The sequence below is a fragment of the Bergeyella anatis genome (assembly GCF_036016955.1).
Lineage (GTDB): Bacteria > Bacteroidota > Bacteroidia > Flavobacteriales > Weeksellaceae > JAYWXI01.
In genome coordinates this window covers 1-14,608 of record NZ_JAYWXI010000024.1, presented here as the reverse complement: position 1 = coordinate 14,608, position 14,608 = coordinate 1, and the positions used below count along the sequence as shown (strand labels likewise).

12 protein-coding genes are annotated in these 14,608 nt (G+C 38.6%); all 12 read left to right on the top strand.

Translation table 11 applies throughout. The features are described from left to right. Nucleotides 1-180 precede the first annotated feature (180 nt). Nucleotides 181-1,500: a porin gene (locus VQ048_RS11175; RefSeq protein ID WP_064968312.1), complete on the top strand. Its 1,320-nt coding sequence runs from the start codon at nucleotides 181-183 to the stop codon at nucleotides 1,498-1,500. 391 nt (nucleotides 1,501-1,891) lie between these two features. Beyond that, complete coding sequence (locus VQ048_RS12970) at nucleotides 1,892-2,218, top strand: DUF6660 family protein (protein WP_340305159.1); 327 nt, start codon at nucleotides 1,892-1,894, stop codon at nucleotides 2,216-2,218. Between the two features lie 132 nt (nucleotides 2,219-2,350). After that, on the top strand, nucleotides 2,351-6,709 hold the full coding sequence (locus VQ048_RS11170; protein ID WP_327611763.1) for a CusA/CzcA family heavy metal efflux RND transporter: 4,359 nt from the start codon (nucleotides 2,351-2,353) through the stop codon (nucleotides 6,707-6,709). A gap of 8 nt (nucleotides 6,710-6,717) precedes the next feature. Continuing rightward, nucleotides 6,718-7,983, top strand: coding sequence for an efflux RND transporter periplasmic adaptor subunit (locus VQ048_RS11165; protein ID WP_327611762.1), 1,266 nt, complete (start codon nucleotides 6,718-6,720; stop codon nucleotides 7,981-7,983). Between the two features lie 11 nt (nucleotides 7,984-7,994). Beyond that, entirely contained in the window at nucleotides 7,995-8,417 is a 423-nt protein-coding gene (locus VQ048_RS11160) for a Fur family transcriptional regulator (RefSeq protein ID WP_160368759.1), read from the top strand. Nucleotides 8,418-8,464: 47 nt separating this feature from the next. Next, a complete protein-coding gene (locus VQ048_RS11155) occupies nucleotides 8,465-9,184 on the top strand; it encodes a transglutaminase-like domain-containing protein (RefSeq protein WP_026711842.1) in 720 nt (239 codons plus the stop codon). A 5-nt stretch (nucleotides 9,185-9,189) separates the two neighbouring features. Then, on the top strand, nucleotides 9,190-11,223 hold the full coding sequence (locus VQ048_RS11150; protein WP_327611761.1) for a heavy metal translocating P-type ATPase: 2,034 nt from the start codon (nucleotides 9,190-9,192) through the stop codon (nucleotides 11,221-11,223). 655 nt (nucleotides 11,224-11,878) lie between these two features. Further along, nucleotides 11,879-12,241 (top strand): hypothetical protein, encoded by a 363-nt coding sequence (locus VQ048_RS11145; protein ID WP_327611760.1) that lies wholly within the window; start codon nucleotides 11,879-11,881, stop codon nucleotides 12,239-12,241. A gap of 126 nt (nucleotides 12,242-12,367) precedes the next feature. Further along, entirely contained in the window at nucleotides 12,368-12,817 is a 450-nt protein-coding gene (locus tag VQ048_RS11140) for a DUF6934 family protein (protein ID WP_041321170.1), read from the top strand. A 30-nt stretch (nucleotides 12,818-12,847) separates the two neighbouring features. Then, nucleotides 12,848-13,009, top strand: a complete 162-nt coding sequence (locus tag VQ048_RS11135) for a DUF4197 domain-containing protein (protein WP_141113035.1) — start codon at nucleotides 12,848-12,850, stop codon at nucleotides 13,007-13,009. A 183-nt stretch (nucleotides 13,010-13,192) separates the two neighbouring features. Continuing rightward, nucleotides 13,193-14,017 carry a class D beta-lactamase OXA-1422 gene (locus VQ048_RS11130; RefSeq protein WP_214192608.1) on the top strand — a complete coding sequence of 275 codons (825 nt, stop codon included), beginning with the start codon at nucleotides 13,193-13,195 and terminating at the stop codon, nucleotides 14,015-14,017. Nucleotides 14,018-14,170: 153 nt separating this feature from the next. Continuing rightward, a partial coding sequence (locus VQ048_RS11125) for an FAD-dependent oxidoreductase (RefSeq protein WP_327611757.1) occupies nucleotides 14,171-14,608 on the top strand: 438 nt, incomplete at its 3' end.

Genomic DNA, 14,608 nt, shown 5'->3' with positions numbered 1-14,608 from the left:
CAAACATCGTATAACAAGGTATTGCCGCAAGCGGGGCTGACGGATTTCTATCAAACATTTGGAATAAATTAAACGGTAGGAATTCTAATGAGTTTTAGTGCTAAAAAGCCCTGCCTTCGGCAATACCCGGACCGTTATACACAAGCATAAAAAACCGACAGAAGTAGAAAAAAGAGAAGAATGAAAAGATTACATTTTACAATTATTGCAACATTACTATTGACAATAAACATATACGCACAAGGACAGAATGACACCATACAAAAAGCCGATACTGTGCGGACAATTGAAAAACTGAAATATCAACAACAACCAGGATTGGCACTTGCTGCTTCTAAAATATTTTTTTCAGACAAAAGATATTCAATTAGCGGTTTTGGCGAATTTAACTATGTCCCTATACAAGATAATGTAAATACAGATGTTGGCGACTTGGAATTGTATTATTCAGGACTTTATAGGTATGCAACTTTTTTTGGTTATCGCATCACCGACAAACTAATTTGGAACTCGGAGTTTCAGATTGAGTTTTTGCATTATAAAGCCGAAGAGACACATCACGAAATAGTGATAGAAGCATTCTTTGATTATCTTTTTAAAGACTATTTAAAAGCTCGTGTTGGATTTTATCCATTGACGATTGGTTATGTCAACAATAATGACGAACCAATAATGTTTTATTCCGTAAATCGTTCCGAAGTTGAAAGACTTATCACGCCATCTACGTGGATAGAATTTGGAGCAATGTTTTATGGTAATATCTCAAAGAATTGGAGTTATGCACTTGGTTTTTCGCAAGGTCTAAACAGCAGAAATTATTTGAGTGGAACTTGGATAAGACAAGGAAGAGAAATAAGATTTGATGTGCCAAAATCAATCTCCATAAACCCACAAATAAATTACACAGGCATTAAAAACTTGACTTTATCGGCTTCAGGGTATTACGGTGGTTCAGGACAAGGAGAAACCGTTGAAATTAACAACGAACAGATTAAAGTGAATGGCAACATTAATTTGACAACTGCTTATGCAAAATATGATTGGAAAAATTTCAGGTTCATATCGGTTGGAACTTATGGACGACTTGGGGACACTGAAAAAATATTTGAACTCACTAAAGATGAAAACGGAAACAATGGACAAGTCTTAGGAAAAGAAGTTTATGGATATTTGTTTGAATTGGGTTGTGATATTTTACCATATCTAAGAAAAAAGGAAAACATCAAATCTAAGAAAACATTTTTGTATGACACTCACGAAATGAAGTTAAGCCTTTTCACACGATACGAAAGATTGAACACTCACCAAAGTATTCATCAAGACATTCAAGCCTTGCCCAGAGTAGAAAATAATATGAACATTTGGACATTTGGAGTGAATTTTAATACTAAAGAGAATATTGTATTTAAAGCCAACTATCAATATAGATTGAACAAATTCGCTAATGACCCAAACCCAATTAAAAATATATTTGAAACAGGTATCGGCTTTATATTTTAAGACAGAACCAAGAATGCCTGTGTATAACAGCACCTACCCAAAAGTGGCGGTTCAGTGGTTAAATCGAGCTTTGTGCTACTATCAAAGTTTCTGCTTGGTTGACATTGAAGTGCTTCGAAATCGCCACCTTCGGGTAGCTGCAAAACGTTGGCAGCAATGGTAACGGACGACACTACCAAGACCAAACGGACAGAAAAAACGAGCAGACAATGACACAAGACAAAGATTTAATTTTTGCCCAACACACATTTTTTTGTTTTTCTGCCACCGCACAAGTGGCACATTTGGTTTTGCCCGACACACAACGCCAACGCTTCGCAAAACCAAAAGAGCCACTTTTTTCCAACGCTTTGAATACAGCGTTTCAGAATTTTACTAACTTTGCCACCAAATGAAGTTTTTTGCATACATATTCAGCATTTACATTTTGGCATTATCAGTAATGCCTTGTAGTGATGCGTCTAATGATTGCAGAAGTAAAACCGAAGTTGCAGAACGTGCAGATGCTCACAGCCACAAGAGCGACCATAACGATACTTGCAGTCCGTTTTGTACTTGTACTTGTTGTGGTACAACGGCAAGTACAAATCTCGGAGTTTATAAACTTTATATAAAGAAAACCCCTGTAAGTTCAAAAACCACATTCCCAAGACGTGATTTTGTATTAGTTTCCAATTTCTACGGAAACATTTGGCAACCGCCTAAGATTAATGCATAATTTTTAATGTTTTAATGATTATAGCTTTTTGCGTACAGCAACAAGCTGAATGTTTTGGGTCATACTTCGTATTTCTCGTATTCATAATCATTGCAATTTATCATTAATTATTCATCATTAATCACAATAGAAGTGTTAAATAGTATTATAAAATTCTCTATAAAGAATAAGTTCATTATAGGATTGATGACCTTGTTTCTCATCATTTGGGGGGTATGGAGTGCCACCAAAATCCCTATTGATGCCCAACCTGATATTACCAATAATCAGGTTCAGATTATTACACTCTGTCCTACATTGGCAGGACAGGAAGTAGAGCAATTGGTTACTTTTCCCGTTGAGCAAAGCATCGTCAATCTTCCCAAAGTGGAAGAAATAAGAAGTATTTCGAGGTTTGGACTTTCCGTTGTCACCGTTGTATTTCAAGATGATGTAGATATTTATTTTGCCCGGCAATTGGTCAATGAAAAACTGAAAGAAGCAGAGGAACAGATACCGGAAGGCATCGGAACACCTGAACTTTCCCCTGTCAGTACAGGTCTTGGCGAGGTGTACCAATATATTCTTCATCCCAAAGAAGGCAGTGAAGATAAATATTCCGCAATGGATTTGCGTACAATGCAGGACTGGATTGTTGCCAGACAACTTTACGGTACTCCGGGAATTGCAGAAGTTAATAGTTTCGGCGGTCTGCTCAAACAATACGAGGTATCCGTTGACCCTAACCGCATCAAGGCAATGGACGTCAGTATCTCCGATATTTTTACCGCACTCGAAAACAACAACCAAAATACGGGAGGTGCTTATATTGATAAGAAACCCAATGCATACTTCATTCGGGGAATTGGTCTGGTCACTTCACTGGAAGATGTAGGTAATATTGTTGTTAAAAATACAGGTACTGTTCCTGTATTCATCAAAGATGTAGCTGAAGTGAAATTCGGGAACGCTACCCGATACGGTGCTATGACCTATAACGGCGAGGTAGATGCTGTGGGAGGTATTGTGATGATGCTCAAGGGAGAAAATACTGCCACTGTCGTAAAAAACATCAAAGAAAAAATACCGGTTATCCAACAATCCCTGCCCGAAGATGTGGTCATAGAACCCTATTTGGATAGAATGAATTTGGTAGATAGAGCCATAAGTACTGTCGAAAAAAACCTTATTGAAGGAGCTTTAATCGTAATATTTGTATTAATTATTTTCTTAGGGAATTTCAGGGCTGGTTTAATCGTAGCGTCCGCCATACCGTTATCAATGCTTTTTGCATTGGGAATGATGCGGCTATTTGGTGTGAGTGCCAATTTGATGAGTATGGGGGCTATTGATTTCGGATTGATAGTGGACGGTTCCCTGATAGTCGTTGAGGCGACAATGCACCATTTGGGCTTACGGAAATCCACACAGAAACTTACGCAGACAGAAATGGACGAGGAGGTGTATGAATCTGCAAGAAAAATCCGTACAAGTGCGGCGTTTGGAGAAATTATTATCCTTATCGTGTATATCCCTATCCTTACTTTGGTCGGTATAGAGGGGAAAATGTTTACGCCAATGGCACAGACCGTAAGTTTTGCCATATTGGGAGCACTGATTTTGTCCTTTACCTATATCCCGATGATGAGTGCCTTGTGTCTGTCTAAGAAACCGATTACCAAAAGGAATTTTTCAGACAAAATGATGGACTATCTGCAAGGTGTTTATAAGCCTTTGTTAGAAAAAGCCATTCGGATAAAATATGTGGTTATTGCGATTGCCGTTGGACTGTTTACCATAAGTATATTTCTATTTTCACGGATGGGCGGAGAGTTCCTGCCAAAATTAGGCGAGGGCGATTTTGCTTTCCACTGTATCCTCCCACAGGGAACATCGTTAAGCCAAAGCGTGGAAACCTCTATGCAGGCATCTAAAATAATCAAGGAATTTGACGAAGTAAAAATGGTCGTAGGCAAGACAGGTGCTGCCGAAGTACCGACCGACCCGATGCCTCCGGAAGCTACCGACCTGATGATTATACTGAAACCGCAGGACGAATGGAAAAAAAAGAAATCGTATGACGAGCTTTCCAATGAAATGATGGAGAAACTCGAAGTTATTCCGGGTGTATTCTTTGAAGCTAACCAGCCGATACAGATGCGGTTCAATGAACTGATGACAGGTATCAGGCAGGATGTAGCCGTGAAGATATTCGGGGAGAACCTTGACAGCCTGTTGATTTATGCCAATAAAGCGAATGCCATTATCCAAACGGTAGAGGGTGCGACCGCTCCAACTGTGGAACGGGTAGCTGGTCTTCCGCAAATCAATATCGAATACGACCGTACCCGAATAGCCAACTATGGCTTGAATGTACAGGAGATAAACGATATTGTCAGTACAGCGTTTGCAGGTAAATCAGCAGGCGTAGTGTATGAAAACGAACGTAGGTTTGATTTGGTCGTACGGCTTGATGAAGCACACCGCAGTTCCATCGAGGATGTAAGTAATCTGTTTATTCCGCTTCCGAACGGAGAGCAGGTTCCGCTTTCGCAGGTTGCCAACATCGACTACAAATTAGGTCCCGCACAAATCAGCCGTGAAGACGGTAAACGCAGGATATATGTGGGCTTCAATGTGCAGGGGCGTGATGTAGCAAGTGTTGTCAATGAAATTCAGGATAAATTGGCGGAACAGGTTAAACTCCCGACAGGTTACTATTTTACCTATGGCGGTCAGTTCGAGAACCTCCAAAAAGCTACCGACAGATTATTGATTGCAGTGCCTATCGCACTACTTCTGATTTTTATCCTACTGTATTTCACGTTCCATTCGTTCAAGGAAGCCGTTTTGGTTTATACAGCTATCCCGATGAGTGCCATTGGAGGCGTGTTTGCCCTTTTGTTGAGGGATATGCCCTTCAGTATATCGGCAGGTGTTGGGTTTATCGCCCTGTTCGGTGTCGCCGTTCTGAACGGGATTGTACTGATTTCCACATTCAACAGATTGGAAAAAGAGGGCTGGAACGAGATTATCCCGAGGATTATCGAGGGAGCCAAAACAAGGCTAAGACCAGTATTGATGACAGCATCGGTAGCAAGTTTAGGTTTTTTACCAATGGCATTGAGTACAAGTGCAGGTGCAGAAGTGCAGAAACCATTAGCAACGGTGGTTATCGGCGGATTGATTTCAGCAACAGCATTGACACTGTTCGTACTGCCTTTGCTATACCTTGTATTTATGAGAAATCACAAGCCTACAAAAAATAATAAGATGAAAGCCATAACACCACTATTGTTGCTGTTTGCGTTCTTAGGCTTTTCTCAAAACAGTAAGGCACAAAATCCGGTAAATGTAGATAGAGCTATCGAAATAGCTATGGAGAACAACCCTCAGCTACGTTCCAAAAATATGGATATTCAATCTGCCCAAAGCCTTAGCAAGACGGCGTATGAACTACCGAAGACCGATGTAAACTTCCAATACGGGAATAATGAGGGATTTGAATATAATGACGGTTTCCAAATTTCACAGACCATACCCTTTCCAACACTTTTTGGGGTAAAGAAAAACCTTGTCAAAGAGCAGGTCAAAGGTCAGGAATGGTCAAAGGCTCTTACAGAAAATGAGCTAAAAAAGCAGGTAAGAACATATTATTATCAGTTAGAGTATTTGGAACATAATGCTTCGGTATTGAAGTATTTGGATAATATTTATTCAGACTTTATCCGTGTGGCGGAACTGCGTTATAAAACCGGAGATATAGGACGTATTGAAGTCAGTACGGCTGTTACCAAACAGGGGGAAATCAATTTATTGCTCCAGCAAAATGAGGTTTTCAGGCAAAATGCCTATCAGAACCTTAAAAACCTGATGCAGACACAGGAGGATTTTGCCATTGAACCCCAATCCGACTATGTACCATTACTATTAACTTCTTTCATTGACAGTTCGGCTGTTGCAAATCATCCGAGCATCCAGCTATTGTACCAAGAGGCGAAAATTGCCGAACAGAACAAGAAATTGGAACGGGCAAACAGCCTGCCTGATTTTACGTTCGGCTATAATAACATATCGCTGATAGGAATGCACAGTAAAAATGGTGTAGAGCAATTTTATGGCAGAGGACAGCGGTTTAGTTTTGTTGATGTAGGTATTACAATCCCCATTTTTACAACCACCAAAGCAAAAATTCGCTCGCTTGATTACAAGAAACAATCATTGGAATTAAATGCGCAATGGCAGGAACAACAGCTTAAAACGGAATTGGCAAACGCCTTGAAACAATACGAACAATATGTAGCGCAGTTTACCTATTTCAAGGAGCAGGCACTTCCCAATGCTGATGAGATTATCAATGCTGCAAAGCTGGGGTACAGTACCGGAGATATTTCTTATGTGGAGTACCTATTTGCTTTGCAGACAACTACCGATATTCAGCTTAATTATTTAAAGAGCATACAGCAAATCAATGAGGCTGTAACGCTTATCCATTCATTAATCAGCAAATAATACAATATATGAAACGTATCATAAATAATATAGTTTTTGGCATTCTTGTCCTCGTAGCATTCTTTGCTTTCAACGCCTGTACAAATAATCATAAAGAGGGCGATGGGCATAATCACGGAACGGAAGCAGAAACAACAACGGACGAACACGAAGAAGAAGACGAAAATGTTGCAGTGCTGACCGATGAGCAGATGAAAGCCGTGGGTGTTGAAATCGGTTCAATTGAACAGAAGCAATTATCCGCAACATTGAAAGCCAATGGTGCATTGAGAGTTCCCAACAGCAACAAGGCAAATGCAACTTCAATGTTTGGCGGCGTTATCAAATCCCTCAATGTGGAGATAGGCGATTTCGTAAAGAAAGGTCAGGTCATCGCCACTATTTCCAATCCGCAATTCATACAGTTGCAGGAAGAATACCTAAGCATCAATAGCCGTATAGAATTTGCAGAGCAGGAAGTCGCAAGACAAAGAGAGCTGAACGAGGGAAATGCAGGTGCAAAGAAAAACCTGCAAAGTGCCACATCTGAATTGAACACGTTGAGAACACGAAAAGCATCGTTACAACAACAAATCCAAATGATGGGCATTAATCCGACTTCCCTGTCAAATTCCAGCCTTAAATCCTCGTTGGTCGTTACAAGCCCGATAAGCGGTACGGTAAGTAACGTTTTTGCCAAAATCGGAAGCTATGTAGATGTGTCTTCGCCTATTGCCGAAATAATAGAAAACACAGCATTGCACTTGGATTTACAGGTTTATGAAAAGGATATTCCCCTTATCAAAATAGGTCAGAAAATAGATTTTGTCGTAACCAACAATCCCAATAAGACCTATTCTGCCGAAGTGTACAGTATTGGTTCATCTTTTAGCGGAGAGAGTAAGACCATTGCCGTTCACAGCAGAATTACAGGCGATAAAACAGGATTGATTGACGGAATGAGCATAACCGGAACGGTAAGTTTAGATAATGTACTAAGTACGGCTGTACCCAATGAAGCGATTGTCAATGCAGACGGGAAGTATTACATCTTTTTGGTCAAGGAGCAGGAAGAAGAACCACACGACCACAAAGAGGACGAGGCTCACGACCACGGTTCGGAAAAAGGAACTCAATTTGTAAGAGTGGAAGTCGTTAAAGGTGCTTCTCAATTGGGTTACACGGCGATAACGCCTGTAAGTGAAACTCCACAAGGTACACATATCGTGGTAAAAGGTGCATTTTTTGTGAATGCAAAAATGGATGATACAGGCGAGGATGGTCACGGTCACTAAAATAGTATATAATGAAAAAGAACATTGAACAAAAGCTGTTGTCAAAGAATACTAATCCGACCAGTATGCGGATATTGGTGTACGATTTTTTAGAGAAACAGCAAACAGCGATGTCCTTATCTGAAATCGAAAGCCATTTTTATAAAGCAGACAGGGTTACGATTTACAGGACTTTGAAAACTTTTGAGGAAAAAGGCATTGTACACAGTATTCAGGAGAACATTACGGTTAAGTATATTTTGTGCCACGACGGGTGTGATGAAGAAACGCACAAGGATTGGCACTTACATTTCTATTGTAAGATTTGTAAACAGACAACCTGTAAGGAGGATTTTATTATACCGCAGAATGGAAGTCAAAATTACCGTATTGACGAAATAAAATTATTTGGTAAAGGTATTTGTGAGAACTGTTTAAAGGAGAGTTTGCAATAGCATTGCAAGCTCTCCCTGTGTACCTTTGTTATAAATATAAATGTGTTATGGACAACTATCTTAAAGAAACAAAAATCCTTGACTACTCAAACGTTTCTATACAAGAGCTATTGGAACAAAGAGGGTGGAAAGATTTGGACACTGTTTCAAGAGTTAAAGCCATTTACAATTTTGTCAGGGATGAAATAAAATTTGGCTACAATGTTTCGGACGATATACCTGCATCAGAAATTCTGAAAGACGGTTACGGACAGTGCAATACCAAAGCAACTTTGCTAATGGCGTTATTAAGAGCAACGGGAATACCTAATCGCATTCACGGTTTTACCATTGATAAAGCCTTGCAAAAGGGAGCTATTACGGGTATTTGGTACAAACTTTCGCCGAAAAACATCTTACATAGCTGGGTTGAGGTATTGGTAAATGAACAGTGGTATTTTTTAGAGGGCGTGATTTTGGATAAACCTTATCTCACAAAATTGCAGGAGCAGAACAGCGATTGCAAAACCACGTTTTGTGGTTTCGGGGTTTATACAGATAATTTTGAGAACCCACCGATTGAATGGAACCTCAACAATACGTTTATTCAGGATAAAGGCATCAATCAGGACTTTGGTGTTTTTGATACGCCAGATGCGTTCTATGCAAAACATCAGCAAAAGCTGAACGCTTTCAAGAAGTTTATTTTTCAGCATATTGTGAGGCATATAATGAATAATAACGTGGAAAGAATAAGAAATAAAAGTGTAACGAACCTAAAAAATTAAAGGCTATGATAAATACAGACAAAAATCACAAGCATACTTACGATGCACAAGGCAAAATGACTTGTTGCACACAGGAAGAAAAAATTTACACCCAAGCAGGTGCAAAAGAGCTGGTAAATGAAAAGCATCAACACGACCACAGCGATGATGACGGACACGACCACAGCCATAGTGAGAGTAGTCCAATTAAAATGTTTTTGCCGAGTATAATATCATTGGTATTGTTGCTTGTTGCCATTTCATTTGACAACTGGCTTCCACAGCAATGGTTTACGGGTTGGGTAAGGATTATTTGGTATGTGGTTGCGTATGCTCCCGTTGGGTTTCCCGTATTGACAGATGCCGTGAAAAGCATCAGAAAAGGGGAAATCTTTTCAGAGTTCTTTTTAATGGGCATTGCCACCATTGGGGCATTTACCATTGGCGAATACCCGGAGGGTGTTGCCGTGATGTTATTCTATGCTGTTGGAGAAGTTTTTCAGACAATGGCTGTTTCGAGGGCAAAAGCAAACATCAAATCATTGCTCGACCAAAGACCTGATGAGGTAACGGTTTTAAGAAACAATCAGCCGGAAACCGTAAAGGCTGAAACTGTAAACATCGGCGAAATCATACAACTGAAACCGGGCGAAAAATTAGGTTTGGACGGAGAACTGTTATCTGAAACGGCATCGTTCAACACCGCAGCACTCACAGGCGAAAGCAAGCCCGACACCAAAGCCAAAGGCGAAACGGTTTTGGCGGGTATGATAAACCTTAATACCGTTGCACAAGTGCAGGTTACAACCGCATATACGGATAGCAAGTTGAGCAAAATTTTGGAATTGGTACAAAATGCTACTTCACAAAAAGCACCAACGGAATTATTTATCCGGAAATTTGCGAAAATATATACCCCTATCGTGGTACTGTTAGCGGTCGCTATTTGTGTGCTGCCTTACTTTTTCGTAGCTGATTATGAGTTTAAGGATTGGTTGTACAGAGCTTTGGTATTCCTGGTTATTTCTTGTCCTTGTGCATTGGTTATAAGTATTCCATTGGGTTATTTCGGAGGAATTGGAGCAGCTTCAAGAAATGGAATATTGTTTAAAGGAAGCAACTTTTTAGATGCCCTTTCCAATATTCAAAACGTGGTAATGGATAAAACAGGTACAATGACGGAGGGTGTTTTCAAGGTTCAGGAAGTGGTATTTGACAAAGCATTTAATCAAACAGAAATGCTACAAATGGTGGACGCTTTGGAACGATTGAGTACGCACCCCGTAGCAACTGCCATTCACGAATATGTTGGCAAAACAAATAATGAAATCAAATTAGAAAACACCGAAGAAATTGCAGGACACGGACTGAAAGCCGAAGTAAACGGAAAACAATTATTAGTAGGAAATTTCAAATTGATGAACAAGTTTAACATTCAGCACGATGTTGATGTAAGTAAAATTGTTTACACCATAATTGCCGTTGCTTACGACAACAAATTTGTAGGTTATCTTACCGTTGCCGACAGCATAAAACAAGACTCACAAAATACCATTGACAAGCTGAAAATGCTCAACGTAAAACCGACAATGTTGAGTGGCGACAAAAGTTCGGTTGTGAAATTTGTTGCCGAACAATTAGGAATTGCAAACGCTTTTGGCGACTTGTTGCCCGAAGACAAAGTAAGCAAGGTAAAAGAAATCAAAGCCAAAAATGAAACCGTTGCCTTTGTCGGAGACGGTGTAAATGATGCACCTGTTGTAGCGTTAAGTGATGTCGGTATTGCAATGGGCGGTTTAGGTAGCGATGCCACCATTGAAACAGCAGACGTAGTAATACAAGACGACAAGCCGAGTAAAATACCTATGGCAATCAATATCGGTAAACAGACAAAGAAAATTGTTTGGCAAAATATCACATTGGCATTTGTAGTAAAAGGAATTGTTTTAATACTTGGTGCAGGTGGCTTGGCAACAATGTGGGAAGCCGTTTTTGCCGATGTAGGTGTAGCATTATTGGCAATCTTAAACGCAGTACGAATACAACGAATGAAATTTTGACAAACCAACGCTAAAAGCAAGCACATTTGCAAACCGCACAAGGCGACACACAAGCCAAAGTTTGCAAAAGAGCTTGCTTTTTCCAACGCACGACAGAAAAAACAAAAAAATCTTTCCACGCTTCGCAAAAAATTAAATCTGCCGACACACCAAACCTGACAGACAAATACGAACGGACGGAAAAAACCACAGCTGCCAACATCGGTTTGGCGTTATGGCGGCTGACGTGCATAATTTGAGCTTAGTGCTACTATTAAACTTTTGTGCTAAATTTGGGCTGATGTTCCCTGATTGCCGCCACAAACGCCAAGCCGTGAACCGTTAGTAGCAATAACCAGAGTAGCCCGTAATCGAAAAATATTATTAAAACGACAATGAACAAAACCAAATTAATTAAACATACACTTTTGGTAATCTGCGGATTTCTATCAGTGTTTACGATGTTATACTTTTGGTTAAAAGGACAATCGGGAGGCGATATGGCTCACGTATTGTTTAGTGTAATTTTTCTTGTTGCTTATACCCTTATAATTGGTTTGGTCACATACTCGTGGGAGTTTAAGGCAAAGCATGGTGTCATTTCTGGTCTTATAACCTCTTACTTTTTGGCTTACATACTTTTTAAAGTCTTTATTTACTAAAAACAATACTTCATTTGAAACAAATTACTGCATATATATTACTAATCGGAACTATCGTTATGACATTAACTTATATGTCTGATTTATATGAAATGTATATAAACAAAAGGTTCTATGAAGGTTATTTATTCGCAGTTAAAGTTTTCATGTTTGATATTGCGATGATTATTCCCTTGATCATTTCTCTTGCAATTAAAAACACAAATGAATTGAAAATCTGGTCAGTATTGAGCGTAATTCTGCAAAATATTGTTTTGATTCTAGGATTTAAAATAGGAGCTATATATGCTGTTTGTTTAGGAGTGATAATGACAACAGTCTTTATATTAAATTTTAAAAAGTTTAACTTGAAAAATGATGCTACTAACATCAACTAAAAGCCACGGGCTGAACAACCACAACCGAAAAGCCCGCGTCTCCTAGTTGAGAACCGTTAGCAGTAATGCGTGACGAAAAAAATCGTATCTTTGACAAAAATTTGAACTGAAAGAAAGAAGTAGGAAATGAAATTACCAAAGTATCCGTTGGCATCGAGCGACAAGTTAATGACCTTTGAATTTACAAGCGAAGGACAGAAAGGCTTAATTGAAAAACTTGTGCGTTTCCAAGAAACCAACGTGAAAAACGTTTACAACCTTGCGTTTGGCGACAAAGACCTAACAACAGGCGACATAGACGATAAAGTAATTTCAAACAATGGGGATAGCGAAAAAGTTTTGGCGACAGTTGCCGCAACGCTTTACGCTTTTACCGACAAATATCCGAACGCTTGGATTTATGCGACAGGTAGCACAAAATCCCGAACAAGACTTTACCGAATGGGAATAACAAAATTTCTTTCGGAAGTAACAGAAGACTTTGAAGTTTTGGGCGAGAAAGATGAGGATTGGTTTCCGTTCAAAAAAAATGTTGAATATGACGGATTTTTAGTGCGTAGGAAAACAAAAAAATAATTAACTTTGTAAAATCAAAATTCAATTGATATGAAAGTAACAACTGAAATAAAGAAACGTAAAATTCCGATTGTTCGGGTGGACAAAGCGTTAAACAAGTTTGACGACAAAATCCTATTCCCAGACAAATTGGAAAAAGCAAATGAAATGCTTAAAAAAGTTGGACTACCTAAACAGTGGACAACTGCATAAGCACTACTGCTAACATCGGTTTTGCGTCAGGCGGGCTGACGTATAAACTTGAAGCCTTGTGCTTCGATTAAACATTAGAAATAAATTTAGGCTTTTGTGCTCCGAAACCCGCCCGAACGCAAAGCCGAACAACGTTGTGCGTCATCTTGAAGCGACATAAACCTTAATGAAACAAAAATTAAAATGAGAAAAATAATAATACTTTTAAATATAATTATATTAGTAAACTTTACCGCAAATTGCCAAACTAAAAAACTAAATACAAAAGAAGTTGTAAAAACAGAATTTGGAAATATTTTGGATAGTTTAGAAGTAAACGGATCAATTTTAATTTATGACGTAAAAAACAAAATATATTATTCTAACGATTTTTCTTGGGCAAAAACTGGAGTAATTCCAGCATCAACTTTCAAAATTCCGAACTCAATAATTGCTTTAGAAACTGGAATAATTAAAAATGATTCTGCAATTTTCAAATGGAATGGTGAAAAACGGAGATTTAAAAGTTGGGAAGAAGATTTGACTTTTAAAAAAGCGTTTCAAGTTTCTTGTGTTCCTTGTTATCAAGAAATTGCTAGAAAAGTTGGTGTAAAAAGAATGAAAAAATATTTGAGAAAATTAGATTACAAAGGAATGGTTTTCGACACTTTAACCATTGATAATTTTTGGCTTGAAGGAAATTCAAAAATATCTCAAAAACAACAAATCGACTTTTTAAGGAAATTCTATTTTTCAAAATTTCCAATTTCTGATAGGACAATAAAGATTGTCAAAAATATTATGGAAATTGAGCGAACTGAAAATTACATTTTAAGCGGTAAGACTGGATTAAGTTCGATAGAAGAAAAATATAATGGTTGGTTTGTTGGTTATGTTGAAACAAAATCTAATGTTTATTTTTTTGCAACAAATGTAATTCCGACAGACGGATTGAATGTTGATGATTTTATTTCATCGAGAATTAATGTAACAAAAAATGCGTTAAAGCAAATGAATATAATGAAATGATAAATGCCACTAACATATGGTAGCCGATAATTGCCGGCTTTCGTGCCAACTTGATACTTTGGTGCTTTTAACGAACCGAAGTGCTAAATTGATACGAAAGTGCTGTAAATCCGGCAACTACGGCTACCATTTTTCGTTATGGGCCATTTTTGAATGACAATGCGAATAGATACAGACAAACAAATGAATTTACTTAGTGATAAGAACGTTGCAATAATTGGTGGTGGACCCGTTGGACTGACTATGGCAAAATTATTACAGCAAAACGGCATAGACGTTTCAGTTTACGAAAGAGACAACGACCGAGAGGCAAGAATTTTTGGTGGAACCCTTGACCTACACAAAGGTTCAGGTCAGGAAGCAATGAAAAAAGCGGGATTGTTACAAACTTATTATGACTTAGCCTTACCAATGGGTGTAAATATTGCTGATAAAAAAGGCAATATTTTATCCACAAAAAATGTAAAGCCCGAAAATCGATTTGACAATCCTGAAATAAACAGAAATGACTTAAGAACTATCTTATTAAATAGCCTACAAAATGACACCGTCATTTGGGATAGAAAACTTGTTACGCTTGAACCTGATAAG